Source organism: Pseudomonas sp. CGJS7 (genome assembly GCF_036961695.1).
The window spans coordinates 31,749-56,377 of the sequence record NZ_JBAMDI010000029.1 but is presented as its reverse complement, the minus strand read 5'-3'; the positions used below and the strand labels follow the sequence as shown (position 1 = coordinate 56,377).

Here is a 24,629-nt window from a genome sequence, read left to right as displayed (position 1 = left end):
TTGGCCGAAACCGGCCGGGGCGGCCCTGCGGCGAGGACGCAACGGCGCGTCCTCGCCCGGTGCCGGCGGGCGCGGGCGCAGGTAGGCTTTGCGCGCCGGTCGCGGCCGCTTGCCGCCGGATACAACGCGAATGGTCGTATTGGATGTCCACAGGGAGGTTTTTGTGAAAAGCAAGCTGAAATACCTGGTCGTGCCCATGCTGCTGTGCGCCGGACAGGCGCTGGCCGGCGACTTCTGCGACGAACCCAGGCCGCCGGGAAGCGAACAATCGGGAGGCGGCTTCGAAGGCTCCGCCTGCGAGATCAACGTGATCCGAGCCAGCGTCGGCTTCGCGCCGCGCGATCTGAGCTTCGACGAAGCGCTGTACCAGCGCCTGCAGAACGTCCATCCCGAGCAGAACCCTTACGGCCTGAGCTTCGACCTGATCGTTTCCGCGCTGAAGCTCAACGCAGGCGCGGGCGTGGAGATGGGAATCTCCGAATGGCTGTTCGCGCCGCCCGACAAGAGCGCGTCGGAGCGCTTGTTGTCGTTCTCGTTGACGCGCGAGGGCGATCAGCTGACGCTGTTGCTCGATTGGTGGCAACCGCCGCACACCAACTGGTCGCAATTCGGCGGCGGCGGTGGCGAGCCGATTCTGTTGGGCCACGAAAGGATCGCGCTCGGTGCGATCGGCAAGGCTTCGTACCGGCTGACGCTAGTGCGCGAAGGCGACCAGATCCTGGTTTACCCCAGCGACTCCTCGACTCATTCCAAGCGGCCGGTCGGCTTCAAACTGCCGAGCGAGCGATGGACGCCGATGCGATTGCGCAGCGGTTTGTTGCGCGGAGTCAATCTCAAGCCGCAGGACGGTTTCCGCCTGTCGTGGCCGACCGAGTTCATCGAGCCCAAGGGCGACGGCGGTGGCGGCGACAGCATCGGTCTGCCCTGGCACCCGAGCTCCTAACGCTTGGCCAGCGCATCCAGGCGCGTATTGCAGCGCTCCACGCGCTGACGTTTGGGATGGTCCGCGGCCAGTTCGGCGCGGACCGTTTCCAGGTCGCGGTCCAACTCGCGTTGTCCGGCGCGGTCGATGGGGCCCGCGCTCATGCACAAGGTTTCCGACTGGGCCAAGGCCAGGTTCAACTCCTGCCCGGACACGCCTTCCAGACGCTCGCGCGCCGCCGCCAGCGCGGCGCGCGCATCGGCGACGCGGTCCAGATCGCGCAACGCCATCGCCCAGCCCAGCCGATACAGCGCCAGATTCGGGTGTTCCGCCGGCAGCACCTGCGCGCCGATTTCGACCGCCTTGCGCAGATGCGGTTCGGCCAACGCCGGCTTGCCCAGGTACAGGTGCTGCATCAGCCCGAGGTTGTACTCGCCGCCGGCGACGGAGGGATGCTTTTCGCCATTGACCGCGCGTTTGATCGTCAGCGATCGCTCGAAGTACGCCACCGCCGCGGGATAGTCGTTGCGCGCCTGGGCGATGGTGCCCAATGCGTTGAACGCCTTGGAGGTTTCGCTGTGGCGTTCGCCGTAGAGTTTCAGGTCGATGCGCAAGGCTTCCAGGGCCAGTTGTTCTGCCTGCGCGTACTGGCCGGCATCGCGCTGTTGCAAGGCCTGGGTATAGATCGACTTGGCGGTGGCCGGATTGTCGCCCTGGCCGTCCGCGGCGGGTTTGGGCAGTTGCGCCAGCAGCAGCGCCGCGCGCGAGTGCTGGTCCGATGCGCGCAAGGCGCTGGCCCAGGCGCGGCGCGCTTGCGCGGTGCGCGGGTCGGCCAAGCCGTAGCGGCGTTGGAACTGCGGGTCCAGCGATTCCCACAAGCGCAAGGATTCGTCCAGGCGTCCTTGCGCTTGGTACAGCTCGGCGCGCTGGCGCTGCAGCAGCAGCCGTTCGTCCACCGCATCGGCGGGCAGGCCGACGAACGCGCGATCCAGATAATTCTGCGCCGGTGCGTACTCGGCCCGCGCCAACGCCACCCGCGCGCGCAAGGCGTAGGCCGTGCGCAGCGCCGACGGGTCCGGTTCGGGCAGGCCCTGCAACAGGCGCAGGGCGTCGGCGGAATGGCGTTCGGCGCCGGCCAGATCGTCCAGCGCCAGATCGATGTCGGCGATGGCCGAGGCGAGCGCGGCGCGGATCTGCGCGTCGTCGACGCGCTGCAATCGTTGCGATCCGCGCGCCAGCAATTCGCGCGCGCTGGGGTCGCGGCCGCGCGCCTGTTCCGGGTCGGAGGCGCGGAACAGGTCGACCATGAACGCGGTCACCCGTTCGGCTTGCATCCGCCGCGCCTGGGCGCGATCGCGCGCCAGCTCCAGTTCGCGCGACTGCAGCACGATATGGCCGACGAAACCGATGCTGAGCGCGGCGGCCAGCGCGGCCAGACTCAGCGCCGCCGCATGCCGGCGCGCGAACTTGCCCAGCCGATACAGCGATTCGTCGCGGCGCGCGGCGATCGGCCGCGATTCGAGCACCGCGCGCAAATCCGCGGCCAGGCGTTCGACGCTGGGATAGCGTTGCTGCGGCTCTTTGCGCAGGCAGCGGGCGAGGATCGCATCCACGTCGCCTTGCAGTTGCCGGGCCAAGGCCTGCGCGCTGCCGGCCGAGCGCTGTTGGGCGACGGCCTGCGCGCGCTCGGGCGTTTGCTTGGCCAGACGCGCGAGCGCGCGGCTGGGCAGGGCCGGCACGGTGGTGGCGATGGCGTGGGCCAGCATCGCCGGGCTGGCGTCGGTGGTGGCCAACGGCAACTCGCCGACGAACAGTTCGTACATCAACGCGCCGAGCGCGTAGACGTCGGTGGCCACGCCGGTGGGCGCGCCCAGCACTTGCTCGGGCGCGGCGCTGGCGGGCGAGAAGAACGCGTGCGCATCGGCGGTGGCCGCGTCGGCATCGGGCTGACTGGCGACCAAGGTCTTGGCGATGCCGAAATCCAGCAGCTTGGGCCGGCCGTCGCGATCGACCAGGACATTGCCGGCCTTGAGGTCGCGGTGCAGCACCAGACGCTGGTGCGCGTACTCCACCGCCGACAACACCGGCAGCATCAGCGCGATGCGCGCGCGCAACGACAGCCGCAGGCGGTCGCAGTAGGCCAGGATCGGCTCGCCGTCGACGTACTCCATGGCGAAATACGGGCGGTCGCTGGCCAGTTCGCCGGCGTCGACCAGGCGGGCGATGTTGGGATGTTCCAAGCTCGCCAGCAGTTGCCGTTCGCGGCGCAGGCGCTGGCGCACTTGCGGTGCAAGGCGATGGAACGCGGCGACTTTGAGCGCGACCTGTTGCCGGCCGTCGTCGATCTCGCGATACGCCAGATACACCCGGCCCATCCCGCCCGCGCCGAGTTCGCGTTCGATGGTGAACGCGCCGGCGCGCTGGCCCGGGGCCAGGCGCTCGCCGTCGTGCTCGATCCAGTCGGCGACCGCCGCACCGGCCGCATCGTTCCACCGATCGGCCTGGGTCGATTCGGCCGCCGCGTCCAGCGACTGATGCGCGGCGAGCAAGCGGCGCACCGCCGCCAGCAAGCCGGGCGGGTCGGCCGAGTTCGCGCTGTGTTCGGCGAGGACGCGTTCGCGTTCGTCCGCGGGCAGATCCACGGTGCGCGCGAACAGCTCGGCGGCCTGCGACCACACAGACGTGGAGGTTTGCACGAGGGTTGTCTCCGAGTGGGACGGTGCGGTTTAGACGGCGGGCGGAGACAGTTGCTCGTGCAGCCAGGCGCGCGCGAACTGCCAGTCGCGTTTGGCGGTGGGCAGCGACACGCCGATGGTCTCGGCGGTTTCCTCGATGGTCAGACCGCCGAAGTAACGCAGCTCCACGCCCTTGGCGGCGCGCGCATGGATGCGTTCGAGCCGTTGCAGCAACCGGTCCAGGTCGAGCGCGTCGGCCAGATCCGGCGCGGTCGCGGCGACGTCGTGGCCGGCCTGCATGGTCACCCGCAACACATCGCCGCCGCGCTTGAGCGCCGAGCGTTCGCGCAGATGATCGACCAGCAGGCGGCGGATCACGTGCGCGGCGATCGCGTAGAAGTGGCTGCGGTTCTCGAACGAGCTGCTGCGTTGTTCGACCAGTTTGAAATAGGCCTCGTTGGCCAATTCGGTCGCCACCAAGGTCAGCTGCCCGCCGCGGTTGAGACGCTGCTGGGCCAAGCGCCGCAGCACCGGGTAGATCTGTTCCAGCAATTGCGGCTCAGCGTCGGGATCGCCGTTGCGCCAGCTTTGCAGCAGCTGGGTGATGTCTGGAGGGGCAGCGGCGGTCATCGGGCGGGGCGCCGGGGAGGTTGCCCGTCAGCATAGCGCTTCGTTTTCGGGCCGGCCATTTCGTTCGGACGTGCGGGAGGCGGCGTGGTTCGTCTGGCCGGATCGGGTGCCCGGACGCGTTGTCGGCATGCCTTGCGGGGCCGGCGTGCGCAATCGAGACGGAAAAATGCAGGTCCAGGGTTTGCGGCTCGGCAGCCGCGCATGGCGATGGCGCCGTCGTCGCAGGCAGCGGTGGAGCGTGCGGCGGCCCGACGTACGGTGCCGTAGCTGAATCCAAGGCAATGACGGATTCCTCGCCCGGCGTGGCCGAGACGCCTGTCGCGTCCGCCTGCGGGCGGGCTGGATAAACTATCGCCACTTCCCCCGGAGTACTTTCAGCATGTGCGGAATTGTTGGCGCGATCGCCGATCGCGATGTGGTATCGGTCCTGATCGATGGACTCAAGCGGCTGGAATACCGCGGCTACGACTCGGCGGGTATCGCCGTGTTCGACGGCGCGCAACTGCGCCGGGTGCGGCGCACCGGCCGGGTCAGCGAAATGGAGAACGCGGCGCAGGCCGAAGGCTTCCAGGCGCAGATCGGCATCGGCCACACCCGCTGGGCCACCCACGGCGGCGTCACCGAAGCCAATGCCCACCCGCACATCAGCTTCGGCGAGTTGGCGGTGGTGCATAACGGCATCATCGAAAACCACGAAGAGCAGCGCGAGCGCCTGCGCGCGGCCGGTTACGCGTTCGAGTCGCAGACCGATACCGAAGTGATCGCGCATCTGGTCCACTTCCATCAGAAGCAGGGCCTGGATCTGCTGGCGGCGGTGCAGGCGGCGGTGCGCGAGCTTACCGGCGCGTATGCGATCGCGGTGGTCAGCAAGCACGAGCCGGGCCGTTTGATCGCCGCGCGCATGGGCTGCCCGCTGCTGGTCGGTCTGGGCGAGGGCGAGAACTTCGTCGCCAGCGACGTGTCGGCGATTCTGCAGGCCACCCGCCGGGTGATCTTCCTGGAAGAAGGCGATACCGCCGAAATCACCCGCGCGCAAGTGAAGGTGTTCGACGCGCAGGGCGCGGCGATCGAGCGCGACGTGCACGTGTCGGACGTGTCGTTGGCGTCGCTGGAACTCGGCCCGTACCGCCACTTCATGCAGAAGGAAATCCACGAGCAGCCGCGTGCGATCGCCGACACCATCGAAGCGGTCATGGATGAAGGAAAGTTCGATGCGGCGCTGTTCGGCGACGCGGCGGCCGAGGTGTTCGCCGATGTCGAAGGCGTGCAGATCCTGGCTTGCGGCACCAGTTACTACGCCGGTCTGACCGCGCGTTACTGGATCGAAGCCATCGCCGGCCTGCCGTGCCAGGTCGAGATCGCCAGCGAATACCGCTACCGCGCCGCGGTGGCGAATCCGAAGCAACTGATCGTGACCATTTCGCAGTCCGGCGAAACCCTGGACACGATGGAAGCGCTGAAATACGCCAAGTCGCTGGGCCACGACAAGACCTTGTCGATCTGCAACGTGCCCGAGAGCGCGATCCCGCGCGCGAGCAAGCTGGCGTACTACACCCGCGCCGGCGCCGAGATCGGTGTGGCTTCGACCAAGGCCTTCACCACCCAGTTGGTGGCGCTGTTCACCCTGACCGCGACCCTGGCCAAGCTGCAGGGCAAGCTGTCGGCCGAGCAGGAAGCCGAATACATCGATGCGCTGCGGCATCTGCCGGGCAGCGTGCAGCACGCGCTGAACCTGGAGCCGCAGGTGACCGCGTGGGCCGAGCGTTTCGCGCCCAAGCACCACGCCTTGTTCCTGGGCCGCGGCGTGCATTACCCGATCGCGCTGGAAGGCGCGCTCAAGCTCAAGGAAATCTCTTACATCCACGCCGAAGCGTATCCGGCCGGCGAGCTCAAGCACGGTCCGCTGGCGCTGGTGGACGCGGACATGCCGGTGGTGGTGATCGCGCCGAACGACAAGCTGCTGGAGAAGGTCAAGTCGAACATCCAGGAAGTGCGCGCGCGCGGCGGCGAGATGTTCGTGTTCGCCGACCTGGACAGCCACTTCGGCGAATCCGAAGCGGTGCACGTGATCCGCACCCCGCGCCACGTCGGCGTGCTGTCGCCGGTGGTGCATGCGATTCCGGTGCAATTGCTGGCGTACCACGCTGCGCTGGCGCGCGGCACCGACGTCGACAAGCCGCGCAATCTGGCCAAGGCGGTGACGGTGGAGTAACCCGGCGACGCTCCGCCTCAGCGGGGCGCGGCGTTACGGATAGCGCGAAACAAGCGGGCTCCGGCGAAAGCCGGGGCCCGTTTTCTTTACTTGCCGTCATTCCGGCGAAAGCCGGAACCCATTTTGATCTGGCTCTTGCCAGCCGCGTCAAAACTCTCCCACCGTCATTCCGGCGAAAGCCGGAATCCATTTTGATTCGGCCCTTCCCGCACCAAAGACCACGCCCCAGCCAATCAAAACGCCACAACCGCCAACAACCCCACATACTCCCGCAACCCCCGCGCGCTATACCGCAACGCCCGCATCGACGGCTGCCACGGCGAAGCCCCGCTCAACAACGGCGGCGCCTCCGCCGGCGCCAGCGGCAACGCCGCCAGCCCTTGCCGTTTGAACCAGCCCAGCGCACGCGGCATATGCATCGCCGAGGTCACCAGAATCACCCGATGCCAACCGCGCTCGCTGGCCACGCGCACGCTGTGTTCGGCGTTCTGGCGGGTGTCGCCGCTGTGTTCGTCCAGCACCAGCGCCTCGCTCGGCACGCCGAGCTTGTTCAAGGCCTCGGCCATGATCCGCGCCTCGCTGATGCCGCGGGTGGTGCCGTTGGGTCCGCCGCTGAGCAGAATCGTCGGCGCGCGCCCGGCATGCCAGGCGCGCGCGGCGGTGGCGACGCGGTTGTCGGCCAGTTCCGGTGCGTTGGCGTCGCCGCTGTCGAAATGGTCGAGCCGGCCGATGTCGCCGCCGAGCACGACGATGGCGTCGGAAGCGGGCATGCCCTCGGCCGACTGTCCCAGGTACGCGCGCTGCAGCGAATCGCGCAGCGCGTCGGCCGCCGCCGGCATCGACCACAGCAGCGACCACAGCGCGCCGGCCATGAACAAGGTCACGCCGCTGCGGCGCCAACGCGCCAGCCAGACCACCGCGGCGATCACCGCCAGCACCAGCGACAGATTCAACGGCTCGACCAACCAACCCATGCCCATGGCGACGGCGTTCATCGTGGCGGACTCACTTGGAGGTGCGCAGCATGGCGCCGGTGTCGTCGTCGAGCAGGCGCAGCAGCGCATCGCTCATCAACCCGGCCTGACGGTCGCGCGAGTACGCCGGCGCGGCGGCGACGCTGGCCGCGCGCAGGCGCGCCAGACGTTCGGGATCGCCGGCCAGCGCGGCGATCGCATCGGCCATCGCTTGCGCATCTTCCGGCGCGACGCACACGCCGCAGCCGGTGGTCTCGACGATGCGGGTGGCTTCGCCGCGCGGCAACGACATCAGCGCGGGGATGCCCATGCCCATGCCTTCGAACAGCTTGGACGGAATCACCGAACTGAACACCGGATTGTCGCGCAGCGGAATCAGCGAGATGTCGCACAGGCCCCACAGCTTGGGCATCATTTCCTTGGGCTGGCGCGGAATCATGCGCACGTTGGCCAGGCCGCGTTCGGCGACCAATTGCTCGACCCGCGCGCGTTCGGCGCCGCTGCCGGCGAAGAAGAACACGATGCGTGGATCGTGCTGCAGCTTCTCGGCCGCATCGACCACTTTCTCCAGGCCGTGGGCCATGCCGTGGGTGCCGAGGTAGCCGACGACGAAACGTCCGTGCAGATCGTATTGCCGCGCCATCGCCTCATCGCGCGCGCACGGCACGTAGCGTTGCAAGTCCACGCCGTTGAGCACGACATGGATTTTGTTCGCATCGACGCCGCGCTGGATCAATTCCTCACGGAACGATTGGGTGACCGGCACGATCGCATCGGCGCTGCGGTACAAGAACATCTCCAACCGTTCCAGCACCCGGATCGCCAGACTGCGCTTCATCGCCCCGACCGCGGTGATCGACGCCGGCCACAGATCGCGCAGCTCGAACACGAACGGCCGCCGCCTCAGCCGCGCCAGCGCCCAGCCGCCCAGGGCGCAGAAGAACTGCGGCGAGGTCGCCACGACCACGTCGTGACGGCGTTCGAACAGGCCGGCCATGGTGGAGGCGGCCATGAAGCTCAGATAATCCAGGGTGCGTTTGACGAAGCCTTCGTTGGCGGTGATGTAGGTCTTGACCCGCACCACCCGAATGCCGTCGATGGTCTCCACGCTGCGCCAATGGTTGCCGTAGCCGTCGAACAAACGGCCTTCGGGGAAATTCGGCGCGCAGGTGATCACGGTGACTTCATGGCCGGCGCGGACCCAGCGCACCGCGTGCTCGTAGGTGCGCGTGGCCGGTGCGTTGCCCTCGGGCGGGAAATTGTCCGAAAGAAAAAGAATGCGCATGCGCTCAGCAATCCCACAGGAACAAGGTGACCGCCTGCGCGGCGGCGGGGTCGACGGCGGCTTCGATCACCGTGCACGGGCGGCTCAGGCCGAAACCGGGGTGATAGGTGCTGGCTACAGTGCGTTCGGTCGCCGGTTCGATCCGCCAGCGGAAGCCGGGCAGGCCGTCCAGGTGCACGGTGTGGTCTTCGATGCGCGCGTCGGGATGGATGCGGAAGCGGGCGACGGCGCTGTCGAAACCGCCGTCGATCCGGTCCTCGATCCGCAGCGCGCCCGGTTGCAGCACCCAGCGGCGGTGGTGCAGCGGCTTGCCCTTCAGGCGCCGGTAGCCGTCGTGGCCGGCGGCGATCCAGGCGCCGTCGCCGAAGCGGCCGTGTTCGACGTCCACCGGCCGCGCGCGCCGGGCGACGCGGAAGCTGCTCCACACCTCGGACGAATCGCGGCCGTCGATCTGGATGGTGTTGTGCGCGGCGGTGCCGCGTTGCCACAGGCGCTGCGCGCCGACGTCGTAGCGCGAGGTGCCGGCGTTGACCAGCACTCGTTTCCCGCACAGCGAGAGTTCGAAACTCAGCGTGTCGGCGTGGGCGTGGCCGGGCAGATAGTCCGGGCCGATGTCGCCGACGTCGACGATCAGCACCGCGTCGCCGCATTGCAGACGCGCATAGCCCGACTGCGGCAGCACTTGCAACGATTCCTCCGACGGCGCCGGAGGTTCGATGCCGAGCGCGCGCGCATACGCCGACAGTTCGGCCAGATTGGGCGCGATGCCCAGCGCGGCGTCGTTGAAGAAAGCGATGCCGCCGTCGGGATGGGTCATCACGCTCAGCCAGGCGAGCATGGCCTCGGCGCGCTCGCGCCACAGCGCCACGTCGGCGGGCGAGAACGATTCGGGGAACAGACGCGCCAGTTGCAGCATGTCCAGCAGATCCTCGAGCAGGATCGCGTGGTACATCGGGCTGCGTTCGAAATGGCCGCCGTCGGCGAGGATCTGTTCGCCGATTTCCTGGCGCAAGCCCGCCACGCCCGCATCGAGCCAGCGCTTGGCCTCGGCGCCCTGGAAGAACGCGCCGGCGAACGACAAGGCCTTGTAGTTGGCCCACAGATGGTTGCCGAGCAAATGCCGTTCCAGCCGGCCGCGCAGATAGCGCACCTGCGTGGCCAGACTGTTCAAGGCCGAGCGCTCGCGCGCGTCGTCGCCGAAACTCTGGCCGGCGCAGCGCCACTTGATCCAGTTGACGATCCGCAGCGACAGGCAATACGGCTCCCAGCCGTTGCCCGCGGCCGGCGGATTGTCGGCGATCCAGCGTGCGATCAGCTCGCGATGCCAATGCGTGCGCGTCACCGCGCCGTCGGCGTTGAGATCGTCGAAGTAGTGCAGGTTGTACAGCCACAGCTTGGGCAGCGCGGAGTTGTTCCAGTCGTTGCCGGACAGCTCGCGTTCGTCGTTCAAGAAACGGAAGCGCTGTGCGCCGAGCATCGAGGCCGGGCGCGCGCAGGCGGTCCAGCGCAGATCGGTCGTCGCCATCGGCGGCGCCGGCGCGTGCTGGATGCGCGGCCGGTGCAGCCGATGCCAGGCGCGTCCGTAGATCTGCACCGGGCGCAGGTAGCGCACGGTATGCCACATGCGCGGCAGTCGCGAGGCGATGTTCATGACGGTCAGACCGATGCGTCCAGTTCGATGGTCACCCGCGCCACTTCCAGGATCTCATCGGCCGGAATCGGCGGCGGCGCCTTGCCTTGCACGGCTTGCATGAAGGCCATCGCGCACGCGGTCTGGCCCTTGTCCTGGCTCCACAGATTCATCTTGTTGAAACCCGGCCAGCCGTAGCCGCGCAGCTTGCGGAAGTTGTCCAGCGCCAGCACTCGGCCGGCGGTGAACACTTCCAGGCGTTCCTTGGGGAAGCTCTTGTGGCCGTTGGCCAGGTAATGCACGGTGCCGAACGATCCGTCGGCGAAGCTCAAGGTGAAACTGACCCGGTCGCTGCGGATGCCGGAGGCAGCGCCGACCGCGGTGAGCTGGTGGCCGACGATCGGCGAGCCGGCAAGAAAGCGCAGCAGGTCGACGAAGTGGCAGGCCTCGCCGATCAAACGGCCACCGCCGAGTTGCGGGTCCTGGGTCCAGTGGTCGGCCGGAATCGCGCCGGCATTGACCGTCATCACGAACGACTTGGGTTCGCGCACGCCGGCCAGCAGTTGGTGCATCTTGCGCACCTGCGGGGCGAAGCGGCGGTTGAAGCCGACCATCAGCACCGGCGGGGCGCCGTACACCGATTGCTCGCTGTGCGCTTTTTCGATGCTGTCGAGTTCTTCCAGGGTCAGGCACAGCGGCTTCTCGACGAACACGTGCTTGCCGCGGCGCAGGGCCTTGAAGGTCAGGTCGGCGTGGCTGCCGTGCTGGGTCGCGATCACCACCGAGCCGACGCTGGCGTCGCGCAGCAACGCGTCGGTGTCGGTGCTGGCGTTGCGGAAACCGTACTTCTTGCCGAAGTGCACGCTGCCCACGCCATTGTTGGTCACCACCGTGTGCAGCTTGGCCCCGGATTTGACGAACGCCGGGATCAGCACGCGGCCGGCGTAGTTGCCGGCGCCGATGAAGGCCACGCCGGCGCCGTCGGCATCGGCCGGGACCTCGCGCACCGCCGGCTTGAGCGGCAGCGGCACCTTGCGCCGGATCAGTTCGTCGGGGATTTCCTCGCCGCGGCCGTAGTCGAGCATGATCCCCAGCGACGGCTCGCCGCCGCCGAGCACGGCATAGGCCTGTTCGGCCTGGGCGATGCCGTAGCGATGGCTGACCAGCTCGCGGGTGACCACCGCGCCGCTGTCCATCATGTCCAGCACCGCTTCGAAGTTGCGTTGCTCGGTCCAGCGCACGAATGCGACCGGATAGTCGTTGCCGCGCTCCTCATACGAGGCGTCGTAACGGCCCGGGCCGTACGAGCACGAGACCTGGAAGGACAGTTCCTTTTCGTAGAAATCCGCGCGCGACAGTTCCAGGCCGGTGACCCCGACCAGGACGATGCGGCCGCGCTTGCGGCACATGTGCGCGGCCTGCGAGACCGGTTCGTTGCTCTTGGTCGAGGCGGTGATCAGCACCGCGTCGACGCCGCGCCCGCGCGAGAAATTCTGCGCCGCCGCCAGCGGGTCTTCGCCCTTGGACAGGTCGACGGTCTCGGCGCCGAAGCTGCGCGCCAGCGCCAGCTTGGCCGGATCGAAATCGATCCCGAGCACGCGGCAACCGTGCGCGCGCAGCAACTGCACGGTGATCAGGCCGATCAGTCCCAGGCCGGTGACCACCACGGTCTCGCCCAGGGTCGGCTGGATCAGGCGGATGCCTTGCAGGGCGATCGCGCTGAGCACGGTGAAGGCGGCGGTTTCATCGTCCACCTGTTCGGGAATCTTCGCGCACAGGTTGACCGGCACCGCCACCACTTCGGCGTGCTTGCCGTTGGAGGCGACGCGGTCGCCGAGCTCGAAACCGGTCACGCCCGGGCCGATGCCGATCACCGTGCCGACGTTGCAATAGCCCAGCGCCAGCGGCTGATCGAGCTTGCTGCGCACCGCGTCCAGGGTGGGCGCCAGGCCGTCGGTGCGGATCTTCTCCAGCACCATGCGCACCTTGTCGGGTTGCTGGCGCGCCTTCTGCAGCATGTTGGCCTTGCCGAACTCGACCAGCATGCGTTCGGTGCCGGCCGAGACCAGGGTGACGTGGCTGCGGATCAGCAGATGGCCGCGACGCAGCGCGGGGGCGGGGACGTCGGCGATTTCAGTGCTGCCGTCGCGCAGGTTTTGCAGGACTTGTTGCATGGCGATTCCGATGCGTTGAATGCGAAGGGGGAGGCTCAGGCACGGAGCGCGGAGCGTGGATCGGTAAGCAGGGCGGCGCGGTTCATGGCAGCTGCGCGCATTCGGCGACCACCCGCGCCATCGCGGTGTCCCAGGCTTCGTAGCGCAGTTGCCGCAGGCCTTCGCGGCGACGGTCGAGCAGCGAGCGGTCGGCGTCGATGCGCAGCAGTTCGCGCGCCAGCGCCGCGCCGTCGCCGTACTCGACCATGAAGCAGGCCTGGGCCTGTTCGAACGGCGCCGAGGTGGACAGGCCGGGGTTGGTGAAGAACGGGATTTCCAGCGCGGCGCAGTCGAACCACTTGTTGGGCTCGGCCAGGCGGTTGATCTCCAGCGCGGGGTCGTAGAACGCCAGCACCACGTCGGCGCTGAGCAGCATCGCCAGCGCGTCTTCGTTGCTGACGATGCCGCGGTAGCTCTGGCCCATGCGTTCGGCCAGCTGCTTGGCGTCGTCGCCGAGCAGTCGGCCGGCGCCGACGAATTCGATCTGGCCGGCGCTGGCCTGCATCGCCTCGCGCATCATCCGCGCGCCGCGCTCGGGCGAGATCAAGCCGCTGATCAGCACCCGCAGCCGGTTGTCGCGGTACGGCCGCGCCGCGACCATCTGCCGGGCGCGCGCGATCACGTCGCTGTGCGGGGTGTTGCGCACGATCCGCACGTTGTCGCCGTCGTTGCCGTCGGCGCGCGATGCGCCCGGGACCACGTGCAGCGAGGCGCGCCGGCCGATGAAACGTTCGGCCGCTTCGATCGCGCGCTTGACCGGCGCCGGCCAGGCGTAGCTCTTGGACAGCTTGTCGCGATCCAGGAACACGAACCGGCAACGCCGCACCGAGGCGACCAGCGCGCACGGCAGCGCCGCGTCCAGGCGCGAGCAGAAGTACACCCCAGCGCGCGGCTGCAGGAACACCCGCACGGTCAGCCACGCCATCCACAGCGCGTAACCGATCACGTTGACCGCGCCGCCGCCCCACGAGCCGAAGCTCAGCAATACCTTGACCTTGGGCAGATCGGCGGCCTGCTTGTCGCGGCTCCAGATCCAGAATTCGTAGGGAATGCGCGCGCTGTCGAGCACCTTCGACAGTTTGCTCAGGTAGGGATTTTTCAGGTACGGGTTGCCCTGAGCCAGGATGATCGCGTTCATACCGTGGCTCCACGCATGCGGATCGGGCGGTTGCCCATCCAGGTGACGGCGTACAACAAGATCATGGTGATGAAATAACGGCTCCAGCCGCCGAGCAGTTCCATGTAGAGAAATCCGGAGGTGAACATGAAGATGGAGAAGCTGTAGATGACCACGCCGACCGGGGTGACCTGGCGCCGGCGCGCATAGAGCTTGCGGATGCCGGCCAGGCACGCGCCGTTGACCGCGCCGAACGCGATCAATCCCAACAGGCCGAAGTTCATGTAGCCCTCGGTGGGCAGGCCGGTGGTGTAGGAGGTGAGTTTTTCGCCGTCCAGGGTGTAGCTGCCGGGATAGATCATGTTGCGCAGCGCCGGGCCGCCGCCGAAGGGCTTGTCCGGCCACAGCGCGCGCGGAATCGGATTGACCGCGGCAGCGAACACGGTTTCGCCGTAGACGAAATCCCAGGAATCGTTCTGCGCCAGCCAGATCAGGTTTTCGGCGTTGCCGAAGGCGCCGTTGAGGCCGTACACCAACAGTTGCACCGGCCCTTCGCTGGTGACGCTGGAGGCGTCGGCGCTGTCCAGGGTGGTGCGGATCTTGGCCCAGGCCGACAAACCCAACGCGATCACCAACAGCAGCGGCAGCAGCATCAAGGCGCGGCCGATCTGGCCGCGGTAGATCGACAGCGAGGCCAGCAGCAGGATCGCGATCAGGATGAAGACGAAGTTGCGGTTGCCCATCGCCACGAACGCGACCGCGACCACCAGCACCACGCCGAGGATCGGCACCAACCGCCAACGGCCCAGCGGCGTGTTGCCGGGGCGGCGCGAGGCGAGGTAATTGGTGACCAGGATCGCGCAGTAGCAGATCGCCGCGAACGCCAACACCACCGCCGGGCCCATGCCGCGGCGGATCATGATCCGGTCCTTCATGTAGTCGGCCAGATCGTAGCTGGACACCGTGCGCGCCAAATACAGCACCGCGCACATCGCCGGAATGCCGACCAGCACCAGCACCCGGCGGCGTTCGCGCAAGGTCAGCGCGCGCACCGACGGCAGGCTCGGCCGGCTCAGGCCGCCGGCCATGGCGTAGCCGCCGATGCCCGACAGGCAGAACACCAGCGAGAACATCAGCGCCGCCACTTTGGCGTCGGTGGAGTAGTAGAACGGGTAGGTCTGGACTTGATGCAGCTCCTTCAGCAACGGGATGAAGCCGTAGATGAAGGCGACGGTGAGGACGAACACCAGAATCGGATTGACGAACATGCGATCGAGCCGGCCGCCGATGCGCGTGAACGCCAGCGCGACCAAGCCGATGAAGAACGCGAAGTAGAGGATCGCCATGCCGTCGCCGTCCCTTACGCCGGATCGTCGATGTCGCGGCGGAAGATCTCGCGCGCGGGGTTGCCGGCGTACACGGCGAAATCGGGCACGTCCTCGGCCAGCACCGCGCCGGCGCCGACGATGGCGCCGCGGCCGATCCGCCGCACCCGCGGCAACACGATCGCGCCCGCGCCGACCCAGGCGTAGTCCTCGATCACCAGCGGCGAGAATTCGATCGGATTGCGGTGCCAGTCGGCGTGGCCGCGGCGCACGACGTGGTTGTGGGTGAAGACCTTGGCGCCCTCGGAGATGGCGACGTGAGCGCCCACCCGCACGCCGCCGGAATAGTCGATATACGCATCGGCGCCGAGTTCCACGCCGCTGCCGAACGCGATTGCGGCGCTGTCGCTGCGGTGCGCGGCGACCACCATCACCCGGTCCGACACGCTCATGCGCGCGGCGCGGAAATGCCAGCGGTACACCCGCGTGCGCAGCGAGCGCAGCCCGGGCAGGCCGAACGCCGACAGGGTGCGGGCGAACACGTAGCAGGTCTTGGACAGGGCGGACATGCCGGCGGCTCAGCGCTTGCGCAAGCGGTCGGGGTAGAGCTTGCCGACGTAATCGGTGACCGAGCCGACCACCTGGCCGGGGCTGCCGACGACGATGCTCAGCGGCGGAATCGTCCCGCGCACCACGCTGCCCGCGCCGATGATGCAGCCCGGGCCGATATCGGCCCCGGGCATGATGATCGAACCGGTGCCGACGAAGCTGTAGCGGCCGATCGAGATCGGCTTGACCCGGATTTCCGGCGAGTCGAAGCGCAGCCCCAGTTCCTTGCCGACGGTGTTGATCGCCGCGTCGTGGGTGAGGATGCGCACGTTGCTGGAAATGGTGCAGCCCTCGCCGAGCCGGATCAGCGAGTAGTCGGTGCCGTCGAACCAGATCTTGGCCGACAGGTAATTGGGCATGCCGTCGATCTGCGCGCCCTCGGACTTGAGATACCAGACGTACAGACGCGTGACCAGGCCGGGCTTGATCAGCCAGCCGATGCGGATCGCACCGAGGACCACGGTTTTCTTCAGCAGACGGGCGACGCTCATGAATTGCTCCGGGCCAGCGCCTTGAAGCGCAGCTCGTTTCGGTTGAACAGGACGAAGGTCAGCAGTTGCAGCACCGACGCGACGAAGTAGGCGAAGGCCAGGCCGGTGGCGCCGCCGTGCAGATACAGCGCGACCGCGGCGGTGGCCAGCAGGCTCACGCAGAACACCGCGTTGCCGCCGAGCAGCACCGACGGCCGGCCGTCGGCGGTGGCCTTGCGCATCAGGATCGTGGTCGGCGCGGTCGCCACCACCGAGGCCAGCAGCCATTGCAGCGGCTGCACCGAGCCGGCATAGGCCGGCGCCAGCGCGTGGATCAGCGGCGAAGCGGCCAATGCCGCCAACACCGCGACGCCGCCGGTGACCACCAACAGCAGCGCCATCGAATGGCGCAGCACCGTCGAAGCGCCGTCGCGGTCGCCCTGGGCCAGCGCCGAGGACAGCATCGGCAGCGCGGCGTTGGCGACCACGCCGATGCCGAACAGCAGGATCGAACGGGCTTGATTGCCGAGCGCGAAATTGCCCAGATCGACCGCGCCGTTGGCGGTGTGCGAGAGCATCACCATCACCAGCCACATCGCCGGCACGGTCAGCAGACCGGCCAGCGAGGACGGCAGGCCGAGCCGCCACAGCACGGTCCAGTCGGCGCGGGTGGTGTTGCGCAGCGACAGGCGCAGGCCGTGCTCGCGCCGGTAGCGGCGCAGGCTGCGTTCCTGGCCGATCGCGATCACTGCCTGCGAGGCGATGTAGCCGTACATCGCCCAATGCAGATCGCGCTGGAACGCCGCCAGCACCATGATCGCGAACGCGAACGGCGCGCTGAGCAGATTGGCCCAGGCCTGTTCCTTGACCCGGCCCACCGCCAGGGCGACGCCGTTCTGGATCGCGGTCAAGAAACCGGCCAGCACCAACAGGCAGGAGCTGGCGTACACCGGCGTGAGCGCGGCCGAATGGCCGACCTGACGCGCCACCAGCGGCGAGGCCGCCACGATCAACACCGCGAACGCCAGCCCGATCAGCATCGCCGAGCCGTAGGACACCGACCACGCCACCGCCTGGCGTTCGCGCGAAGCCTGCATGGCCTCGGCGACGATCTTGGTCGCCATCTGGCCCAGGCTCAGCGCGCAGAAGGTGGTGAACAACAGCGCGGTGGTCTGGATCAGGGTGAACTGGCCGAACGCCTGCGGGCCGAGGAAATACGCGACCAACAGCACGCCGGCGAAGATCGCGCCGCGCGAGGCCATCGCGCTGATGGCCGACAGGCTGGCGGTGGTGATCAGTCGACGCATCATGGCGCAGGCGTTCCGTCCGGGCCGGGCGGGCTCAGACCCAGATGCCCTTGGTGTCGACCAGGCGCAGGTGAGTCGGCGCGGCCTGTTCGCGGAAGGGCTTGTGGTCGACCAGCAACAGACCGATGTCGGCCTGGGCGCTGGCGGTGGGGAAATCGACCAGGATCAGGTTCGGCGAATCCAGCTTCTCCGGCAGCGCGTCGATATGCGGCTCGACCGCGAGCACCTTGCCCGGATGGCGCGCGGCCAGTTCCATGGCGATGTCCAGTGCCGGGCTTTCGCGCAGGTCGTCGATGTCGGGCTTGAACGACAGGCCGAACACGGCGATGGTCAGGTCGCTGTCCTGCTTGCCCGCGGCCTTGGCGTCGGCGATGGCCGCGTCGACCTTGTCGAGCACCCAATGCGGCTTGCTGTTGTTGACCTCGCGCGCGGTGCGGATCAAACGCGCTTCTTCCGGCGCACTGTCGACGATGAACCACGGGTCGACCGCGATGCAGTGGCCGCCCACGCCCGGGCCGGGGTTGAGAATGTTGACGCGCGGATGGCGATTGGCCAGACGCACCAGATCCCAGACGTTGATCTTGAGCTTGTCGCAGATGATCGACAGCTCGTTGGCGAAGGCGATGTTGACGTCGCGGAACGCGTTCTCGGTCAGCTTGCACATCTCGGCGGTGCGGGCGTTGGTGACGATGCACTCGCCGCGCACGAAGCTCTTGTACAGCTCGCAGGCGCGCGCCGAGCAGCGCGGGGTCATGCCGCCGATCACCCGGTCGTTCTCGATCAGCTCGCGCATCACCTGGCCCGGCAGCACCCGCTCGGGGCAGTGGGCGACGTTGACGTCGGCGGCTTCGCCGGCGTCCTGCGGGAAGCTCAGATCCGAACGCGCTTGCGCCAACCACTGCGCCAGTTGCTCGGTCGCGCCGACCGGCGAGGTCGATTCCAGCACCACCAGATCGCCCTTGCGCAGCACCGGCGCGAGCGCCTTGGCCGCCGCTTCGATGTAGCGCAGGTCCGGTTGGTGATCGTTCTTGAACGGCGTCGGCACCGCGATCAGATACGCGTCGGCCGATTCGGGCTGGATCGAGGCGCGCAAGTAACCGCCGGACACCGCATTGCGCACCGCGACATCGAGGTCGGGTTCGACGATGTGGATCTCGCCGCGGTTGATGGTGTCGACGATATGCCGGTTCACGTCGATGCCGATGACCTGCTTGTGCGCGGCGGCGAAAGCGGCGGCGGTGGGAAGGCCGATGTAACCCAGGCCGATGACCGAGACGGTGTCGAAACTCATAAAGGCTCCAATGATCCTCCGTGGGGGAGGGTGTTGCGTTCAAGGGTGTCGGATGAACGGACTACGCCCGCGGCCCCGGAAAGGGCGCGCGGGCGCGGATCCGGCGCGCGGATTCAAGCGGCGAGCAAGGAATCTTCGCGATTGAAACTGGCCAGGGCTTCGACGATGCGCTGGCAGGCCAGACCGTCGCCGTAAGGGTTGTGGGCGAAACTCATCGCCTCGTAGGCCTTGCGGTCGTTGAGCAGCTCGCTGATGCCGTCGGCGATCAGCTGGCGGTCGGTGCCGACCAATTTGACTGTGCCGGCGGCGACGGCTTCCGGCCGCTCGGTGGTGTCGCGCATCACCAGCACCGGCTTGCCCAGCGACGGCGCTTCTTCCTGGATGCCGCCGGAGTCGGTGAGGATGATGTAGGCCTTGTTCATCAGGTACACGAACGGCAGATATTCCAGCGGTTCGATCAGATGCACGTTGGTGATGCCGGTGAGCAGGCGATTGACCGGTTCGCGCACCTGCGGGTTGAGGTGCATCGGGTAGACGATGTCGACGTCCGGATGGCGCAGCGCCGCGTCGCGCAAGGCGTGGCAGATCCGCTCGAAGCCGCCGCCGAAGCTTTCGCGGCGGTGGCCGGTGACCAGGACGATGCGGCGGTCGGCGCTGAGGAAATCGAACTTGGAGGCGACTTCGTTGCGCAGCGCCGGAGTGCGGTCGATCCGCACCAGCACGTCCTTGAGCGCGTCGATCACGGTGTTGCCGGTGATGGCGATGCGGTCGGTCGGAATGCCTTCGTCGAGCAGGTTGCGGCTGGACAGTTCGGTCGGGGCGAAGTGCATCGCCGCCAGCGCGCCGGTCAGCTTGCGATTGGCCTCCTCCGGCCACGGCGAGTACAGATTGCCGGTGCGCAGGCCCGCTTCGACGTGGGCGACCGGAATCTGCTGGTAGTACGCGGCCAGCGTGGTCGCCATGGTGGTCGAGGTGTCGCCGTGCACCAGCACCACGTCGGGCTTGAGCTCGGACAACACTTGCTTCATGCCGGTCAGGATCGCGGTGGTGACGTCGGTCAGATCCTGCTTGGGCTTCATGATGTTGAGATCGAAGTCCGGGTGGATGTCGAACAGGTTCAGCACCTGATCGAGCATCTGCCGGTGCTGGCCGGTCACGCACACGCGCGCGTCGAAGCGCGGGTCCTGATCCAGCATCTTCGCCAGCGGCGCCATCTTGATCGCTTCGGGGCGGGTGCCGAACACGCACAAGGTGCGGATCGTCCGCGCCGGTTGCGACAGCGCCACGCCGGGCGCGGCCGCCGGCGCCAACGGGGCGAAGCCGCCGCTGGTTTCGGTGCGCGCGTAAGCGGTGGCCGGCGCGGCGGCGGTTGCGGTCTTCAGTGCGGTCGAGCCTTCCGGCGCGAACGCCAGTTCGCCGCCGGACAGTGGGCGGGCGGGGCCGCGCGAACCGCCGGCCAGGCGCCCGAGCTTGTCGCTGTGGGCCAGCGCCAGCGAGTACGCGCCCATCGCCAGGAAGAACGCCAGCAGGCCGATCGCCACCGGCAGATCGCGCAAGGCGTAGCCGACCGCGGTCAGCGCGCAGGCGATGCCGACGATGGTCAGCAGCGCGGCCTTGGGCGAGCGCTGGTGGTCGAGCAGGATGTAGTGCAGGTGCTGCCGGTCGGGCTTGAACGGCGACAGGCCCTTGCTGACCCGGCGGTACATCACGGTCAAGGTTTCGAACACCGGCAGGGCGATGCACCACAGCGCCTCGGCCGCGTCGATGCGCGCCGCGCCGCCGCGCTGGCTCAGATAGATCAGGCTCCAGGCGACCAGATAGCCGATCAGCATGCTGCCGGCGTCGCCCATGAAAATCTTGCGCTCGTTCATCCCGCCCAGGTTGACGAACAGATACGGAATCAGCGCGACGAACAACAACAGCAGCAACGGCAGCGCGGCCTTGGACAGCACGCCGCTGCGGTCGAACAGGAAGATCGCGCCGATGCCGACCAGGGCCATGCTGCCGGCCAGACCGTCGATGCCGTCGAGCATGTTGAAGGCGTTGATCAGGCCGACCACCGCGATCACCGTGACCGGCACGCCGAGCCAGCCCAGGTGGATCGGGCCGGTGCCGAACAGATCGCCCAGATCGTCCAGGTACACGTTGCTGCCGGAAATCATCAGGCCGACCGCGACGGTCTGGATCAGCAGTCGCGCGCGCACGCTCAGGTCGCGCGCGTCGTCGATGGCGCCGGTGACCACGATCAGCGCCGAGGTGCCGAGCAGACACAGGGCGAAGCGATCGCTCAGGCCCAGATACAGCGCGCCGGCGAGCAGGCCGAGAAAGAAGCTGATGCCGCCGATGACCGGGATCAGGCCCTTATGTTGCTTGCGCGCGCTCGGACGGTCGATCAATCCGAGTTGGCCGGCGATGGGATACAGCGCCGACATCGCGATGCAAGTGACCGCGAACGCAAGAGCGCTCGCTATGACGAACTGTTCTTTCGACATGACCGTTGTGTCCAAGGAAAGTCTTCGGTAGACCCATCCGACGACCGCCCCCTCGGTCAATCCTGTTTTGGTGTTGCGTGCTGCCGATGCGATTTCCGCGGCCGCGCGGTGCGGCGTCGCGGCGATCGCATCGATGCGATAGATCCGCTTGCTTGTATCGACGCGATTCGTTGTGTCTCGCCGAATTCACGCCGCGATGACCTTAAGGCTCACAGCGGGCGGAATCGTGCCACTGTTCAGTTGCTGAATACTGTGCGCCAGTAGTGCGTTTTCCGGCACACATCTTCGAAACGTGCGTGACGTTCATGTGCGACACATATAAGAAATATTTACGCCGTCGCGAGCATGCCGTGCATCGCAAGCCGAGCGAGATGCTCGGCATGATTGCTTGCACCGCGCACGCGACGGCGATCACGCACGATCACGGAATTTCCCTGTTTTCGCGGGAAAATCGCACAAACAGAAACATGCTGCGGCGACGGAAAAGGTTGCGATTGAAATGTTTTCGTCGTTCGTCGCCGAATAGATACCGTTCGTGCATCAAGTGTTGGCGCGGTACTCGTAACCGTAAGCGTAGTTGGTGTCGTGACGGCGCTCGACCGCGTTGAACACCGCGCCCTTGAGGTCGATGCCGTTCTGTTCGAAGCGCTGCATCGCCATGCCCAGCTCCTTCGGCGGGTTCAACCCGAAGCGCACCACCATCAGCGTGGTGGCCGCATGCCGGCCGATGATCGCCGCGTCGGTCACCGCCAGAATCGGCGGCGTGTCGATGATGACCAGATCGTATTGCTGCGAGGCGACCTTGAGCAGCACGCCCAGATCCGGGCGCATCAGCAACTCGGACGGATTGGGCGGCGCTTCGCCGCGCGGGATGAAGTGCAGGCCGTCGATCGCGGTCGCGCGGATCGCGTTCTTGACGTCGACGCGGCCGCTGAGCAGATCCGACAAGCCGTTGTGCGGCTCCTGGCCCAGCACCTTGTGCAGGGTGCTGCGGCGCAGGTCGCCGTCGATCAACAGCACGCGTTGTCCGCCCTGGGCGATCACCGCGGCCAGATTGGTCGAGACGAAGGTCTTGCCCGCGCCGGGGCTGGCGCCGGAGATCATCAGGATGTTGTTGCGCGCGTCCATGCGGGCGAAATGCAGGGCGGTGCGCAAGCTGCGCATGGCCTCGATGGCCAGATCGTTGGGCGCGTCCAGCGCCAGCAGATGCGGCTTGTCCGCGCGCGCGCCGTTGCTCTGCAGCTTGCGCCCGAGCTTCTGGTGGCCGCGCTGGTAGTCGCTCATCGGGATCGAGGCGAAGATCGGCAGGCCGAGGTTCTCGATCTGCTTCACGTCCTCGATGCCGCGGCTGAGCATCTGGCGCAGGAACACCCACGCCACCGCCAGGAAGCCGGCGATGAAGGTGCCGATCATCACGATCAAGGTGCGCTTGGGCTTGACCGGCTGGCTGGTGTCGACCACCGACTTGTCGACCACGCGGGCGTTGCCGACCGTGCCGGCGCGGGCGATATCCAGCTGCTGCGCCTGATTGAGCAGGTTGGTGTAGGTGAGCGTGCTCACCTGCACCTCGCGGGTCAGGCCCAGCAATTCCTGCTGGGTCTGCGGCAGCACGCTGATGCGGTCGTTGATCTGGCTCTTGCGGCCTTCCAGCTCGCCCAGCTGCGCCATCAGCGCCTTGTAGGCCGGGTGTTGCGGGGTGAAGCGGCGGCCGACTTCGGCCTGCTGCATCTTCAATTGCGAGATGCTGGTGTCCAGCGCGACGACCTGATCGAGCAGCGACTGCGCGTCCAGGGTGATGTCGACGGTGTGCTTCTGCGATTGGTATTCGGCCAGCGCGTGCTCGGCCTTTTCCAGATCGCGGCGGGTCTTGGGCAATTGCGCATTGACGAACTTCAGGCTGTTGGCGGCCTCGGCGGAATTGCGTTCGACGTTTTGCTTGGTGTACTGGCGGGTGATCGCGTCCAGCGTGGCCGCGGCCAGCTCCGGATCGGCGAGCTGATAGCTGAGCTGCAGAATCCCCGAATCCTTGGCCTTTTCGGTCGCGATCAGGTTGTTCTGCAGTGCGGTGATGATGGCCAGGCGGGCGAGCTGGGTGATCTCAAAACGCATGCCGGGGTTGGCCGCCATGTCCTGGATTTTCAGGCTCACGCCGCCGCCGGTTGCGGTTTGCCCGACCTTGCCGCTGAGCAGCAAGGTGTCGTCTTCGTCGTAGAGCCGGTAGGCGCCGGCGTCGCCGGCGACCAGGGTCAGCGGCTTGGCGACCAGTTCGTCGGTGACGGTGAGCTGGTCGATGTGCAGGCTTTCGCCGCCCCAGCCGTAGCTGTTCAAGCCGAGCCAGGGCGAGGCGACATCGCCGGGGCGGGTGGGTTGGTAGCGGCGCGCCATCAGCCCGCCGAACAGCGGGAAGCGCAGCGGCTCGATCTGCACGTCGAGCTTGAGGTCCTGCACGGCCTTGCCGAGCACCGAGCGCGAGGTCAACAGCGCGATTTCGGTCACCGCCTGCGGCGCCGAGTCGGTCAGCGCCTGAGTCACCGCGGTCAGCCCGGGCAGGGTCGGCGCGTTGGACTCCACCTGCACCATGGCATTGGCCTGATACACCGGCGAGGCCAGCAGCGCGTATCCCACGGCCAGCACGAAGCCGATCGCGGTGACGACGACGATGAGCCATTTGTGGTCGAGCAAGGTGCCCAGCAGCGCGGCCAGGTCTATCTCATCGCTGTTGGCGTCCTGATGCGGACCGGTCGTCGTGGGGGCTGCCGACATGGAAAAAAGAGCCTGTAGAAATAGAGGCGAGCAGCGTCACAGATAGGTCTTCCAGCTGCTCACCCCCGAGCTGATCAGCTGATAGGCCTGTTCGAAGGCGCTGCGCGATTGCCGGTACGGATCCGGAATGCTGGTGTTGTCCAGCCACTTACCTAAGAGATAGGTTTTGCCTCGCGCGTGGGGGGAAATGCGGAGCACGGCATCGGTCTGCCATGGCTCCATCGTCAGTACCAGGTCGGCCGCGTCGATCATCGCGCGGTCGATCTGTCTAGCGACATGGGATTGCCCACTCAATCCATGTCCGTCCAGCACGGCCTGTGCTGTGGCGTCGATCGGATGGCCCGCCAAGGCGGCCAGACCCGCGGATTCGACGGTGATATCCGCGTCTTTCAACTCATGGCGCAGCAGCACTTCCGCGGTCGGACTGCGGCAAATATTGCCTACGCATACCATCAGAACTCGTTTGAACACACTCACCACGCCTCATGTTTGAGCGACCGCGCATCATGAGGCGCACGAAGCGTGGCTTCAACGCAACGGCCGCGAATGTAAGAGTTGCGCATGACACGGTCAACATGAATGACCGACGCGTCGGCCAAGCCGTGACGCGGATCACTACGGCGTCGTATCGATCATTGCGAAATCGCTTGAAGTATTTCGTTAAAGATATGTTTCTCAAGAAATTATCTTGCCGAACGCTGGCTGTACCCCAGC

General features: G+C 67.2%; 17 protein-coding genes and 1 pseudogene. 2 read left to right on the top strand and 16 right to left on the bottom strand.

Annotated features, from left to right (window positions below; genetic code table 11):
* The first annotated feature begins 163 nt into the window (after window positions 1-163).
* Complete coding sequence (locus V7787_RS18855; protein ID WP_336089048.1) at window positions 164-943, top strand: hypothetical protein; 780 nt, start codon at window positions 164-166, stop codon at window positions 941-943.
* Here V7787_RS18855 and V7787_RS18850 read toward each other — a convergent pair.
* Together V7787_RS18850 and V7787_RS18845 are read right to left on the bottom strand one after the other, a co-directional pair.
* The gene (locus V7787_RS18850; RefSeq protein WP_336089047.1) at window positions 940-3,618 is read right to left on the bottom strand and encodes a protein kinase domain-containing protein; all 2,679 of its coding nucleotides are present in this window, start codon (window positions 3,616-3,618) and stop codon (window positions 940-942) included. The genes V7787_RS18855 and V7787_RS18850 overlap by 4 nt on opposite strands.
* Before the next feature lie 30 nt (window positions 3,619-3,648).
* Entirely contained in the window at window positions 3,649-4,227 is a 579-nt protein-coding gene (locus V7787_RS18845; protein WP_336089046.1) for an ECF-type sigma factor, read from the bottom strand.
* A 379-nt stretch (window positions 4,228-4,606) separates the two neighbouring features.
* Here V7787_RS18845 and glmS point away from each other — a divergent pair, with 379 nt between their 5' ends.
* The gene (gene glmS, locus V7787_RS18840; protein WP_336089045.1) at window positions 4,607-6,439 is read left to right on the top strand and encodes a glutamine--fructose-6-phosphate transaminase (isomerizing); all 1,833 of its coding nucleotides are present in this window, start codon (window positions 4,607-4,609) and stop codon (window positions 6,437-6,439) included.
* Window positions 6,440-6,672: 233 nt separating this feature from the next.
* On the opposite strand, the gene V7787_RS18835 is transcribed toward glmS, so the two are convergent.
* The 14 genes and pseudogenes from V7787_RS18835 to V7787_RS18770 all read right to left on the bottom strand — a co-directional run bounded on the left by V7787_RS18835 (window position 6,673) and on the right by V7787_RS18770 (window position 24,386).
* The gene (locus V7787_RS18835) at window positions 6,673-7,434 is read right to left on the bottom strand and encodes a YdcF family protein (RefSeq protein ID WP_336089044.1); all 762 of its coding nucleotides are present in this window, start codon (window positions 7,432-7,434) and stop codon (window positions 6,673-6,675) included.
* Between the two features lie 10 nt (window positions 7,435-7,444).
* Entirely contained in the window at window positions 7,445-8,698 is a 1,254-nt protein-coding gene (locus V7787_RS18830; protein WP_336089043.1) for a glycosyltransferase family 4 protein, read from the bottom strand.
* Window positions 8,699-8,702: 4 nt separating this feature from the next.
* On the bottom strand, window positions 8,703-10,349 hold the full coding sequence (locus V7787_RS18825; RefSeq protein WP_336089042.1) for a heparinase II/III family protein: 1,647 nt from the start codon (window positions 10,347-10,349) through the stop codon (window positions 8,703-8,705).
* A gap of 5 nt (window positions 10,350-10,354) precedes the next feature.
* A complete protein-coding gene (locus V7787_RS18820; RefSeq protein WP_336089041.1) occupies window positions 10,355-12,502 on the bottom strand; it encodes a bi-domain-containing oxidoreductase in 2,148 nt (715 codons plus the stop codon).
* An 82-nt stretch (window positions 12,503-12,584) separates the two neighbouring features.
* Complete coding sequence (locus tag V7787_RS18815; RefSeq protein WP_336089040.1) at window positions 12,585-13,679, bottom strand: hypothetical protein; 1,095 nt, start codon at window positions 13,677-13,679, stop codon at window positions 12,585-12,587.
* Entirely contained in the window at window positions 13,676-15,004 is a 1,329-nt protein-coding gene (locus V7787_RS18810; RefSeq protein ID WP_336089039.1) for an oligosaccharide repeat unit polymerase, read from the bottom strand. Before V7787_RS18810 ends, V7787_RS18815 begins: the two co-directional genes overlap by 4 nt.
* 14 nt (window positions 15,005-15,018) lie before the next feature.
* On the bottom strand, window positions 15,019-15,552 hold the full coding sequence (locus V7787_RS18805; RefSeq protein ID WP_336089038.1) for an acyltransferase: 534 nt from the start codon (window positions 15,550-15,552) through the stop codon (window positions 15,019-15,021).
* A 9-nt stretch (window positions 15,553-15,561) separates the two neighbouring features.
* Window positions 15,562-16,083, bottom strand: a complete 522-nt coding sequence (locus V7787_RS18800) for an acyltransferase (protein WP_336089037.1) — start codon at window positions 16,081-16,083, stop codon at window positions 15,562-15,564.
* The gene (locus tag V7787_RS18795; protein ID WP_336089036.1) at window positions 16,080-17,372 is read right to left on the bottom strand and encodes an oligosaccharide flippase family protein; all 1,293 of its coding nucleotides are present in this window, start codon (window positions 17,370-17,372) and stop codon (window positions 16,080-16,082) included. The genes V7787_RS18800 and V7787_RS18795 overlap by 4 nt, the downstream gene beginning before the upstream one ends.
* Before the next feature lie 31 nt (window positions 17,373-17,403).
* Window positions 17,404-18,660, bottom strand: coding sequence for a UDP-N-acetyl-D-mannosamine dehydrogenase (gene wecC, locus V7787_RS18790; RefSeq protein WP_336089035.1), 1,257 nt, complete (start codon window positions 18,658-18,660; stop codon window positions 17,404-17,406).
* Between the two features lie 113 nt (window positions 18,661-18,773).
* Window positions 18,774-19,874, bottom strand: a complete 1,101-nt coding sequence (wecB, locus tag V7787_RS18785) for a non-hydrolyzing UDP-N-acetylglucosamine 2-epimerase (protein WP_442965320.1) — start codon at window positions 19,872-19,874, stop codon at window positions 18,774-18,776.
* Window positions 19,875-20,462: 588 nt separating this feature from the next.
* Window positions 20,463-21,092: pseudogene (locus V7787_RS18780) on the bottom strand (MraY family glycosyltransferase); the annotation flags it as partial.
* Between the two features lie 600 nt (window positions 21,093-21,692).
* On the bottom strand, window positions 21,693-23,915 hold the full coding sequence (locus V7787_RS18775; RefSeq protein WP_336089034.1) for a polysaccharide biosynthesis tyrosine autokinase: 2,223 nt from the start codon (window positions 23,913-23,915) through the stop codon (window positions 21,693-21,695).
* 36 nt (window positions 23,916-23,951) lie between these two features.
* The gene (locus tag V7787_RS18770; RefSeq protein WP_336089079.1) at window positions 23,952-24,386 is read right to left on the bottom strand and encodes a low molecular weight protein-tyrosine-phosphatase; all 435 of its coding nucleotides are present in this window, start codon (window positions 24,384-24,386) and stop codon (window positions 23,952-23,954) included.
* Between the last annotated feature and the right edge of the window lie 243 nt (window positions 24,387-24,629).

What these genes read in the sequence shown, in the direction of transcription:
- wecC (WP_336089035.1), bottom strand. Translation starts at nt 18,660, where the DNA reads ATGAGTTTCGACACCGTCTCGGTCATCGGCCTGGGTTACATCGGCCTT.
- V7787_RS18800 (WP_336089037.1), bottom strand. Translation starts at nt 16,083, where the DNA reads ATGAGCGTCGCCCGTCTGCTGAAGAAAACCGTGGTCCTCGGTGCGATC.
- V7787_RS18815 (WP_336089040.1), bottom strand. Translation starts at nt 13,679, where the DNA reads ATGAACGCGATCATCCTGGCTCAGGGCAACCCGTACCTGAAAAATCCC.
- V7787_RS18795 (WP_336089036.1), bottom strand. Translation starts at nt 17,372, where the DNA reads ATGATGCGTCGACTGATCACCACCGCCAGCCTGTCGGCCATCAGCGCG.
- V7787_RS18810 (WP_336089039.1), bottom strand. Translation starts at nt 15,004, where the DNA reads ATGGCGATCCTCTACTTCGCGTTCTTCATCGGCTTGGTCGCGCTGGCG.
- V7787_RS18845 (WP_336089046.1), bottom strand. Translation starts at nt 4,227, where the DNA reads ATGACCGCCGCTGCCCCTCCAGACATCACCCAGCTGCTGCAAAGCTGG.
- V7787_RS18775 (WP_336089034.1), bottom strand. Translation starts at nt 23,915, where the DNA reads ATGTCGGCAGCCCCCACGACGACCGGTCCGCATCAGGACGCCAACAGC.
- glmS (WP_336089045.1), top strand. Translation starts at nt 4,607, where the DNA reads ATGTGCGGAATTGTTGGCGCGATCGCCGATCGCGATGTGGTATCGGTC.
- V7787_RS18820 (WP_336089041.1), bottom strand. Translation starts at nt 12,502, where the DNA reads ATGCAACAAGTCCTGCAAAACCTGCGCGACGGCAGCACTGAAATCGCC.
- V7787_RS18835 (WP_336089044.1), bottom strand. Translation starts at nt 7,434, where the DNA reads ATGAACGCCGTCGCCATGGGCATGGGTTGGTTGGTCGAGCCGTTGAAT.
- V7787_RS18830 (WP_336089043.1), bottom strand. Translation starts at nt 8,698, where the DNA reads ATGCGCATTCTTTTTCTTTCGGACAATTTCCCGCCCGAGGGCAACGCA.
- V7787_RS18825 (WP_336089042.1), bottom strand. Translation starts at nt 10,349, where the DNA reads ATGAACATCGCCTCGCGACTGCCGCGCATGTGGCATACCGTGCGCTAC.
- V7787_RS18805 (WP_336089038.1), bottom strand. Translation starts at nt 15,552, where the DNA reads ATGTCCGCCCTGTCCAAGACCTGCTACGTGTTCGCCCGCACCCTGTCG.
- wecB (WP_442965320.1), bottom strand. Translation starts at nt 19,874, where the DNA reads ATGGCGCCGCTGGCGAAGATGCTGGATCAGGACCCGCGCTTCGACGCG.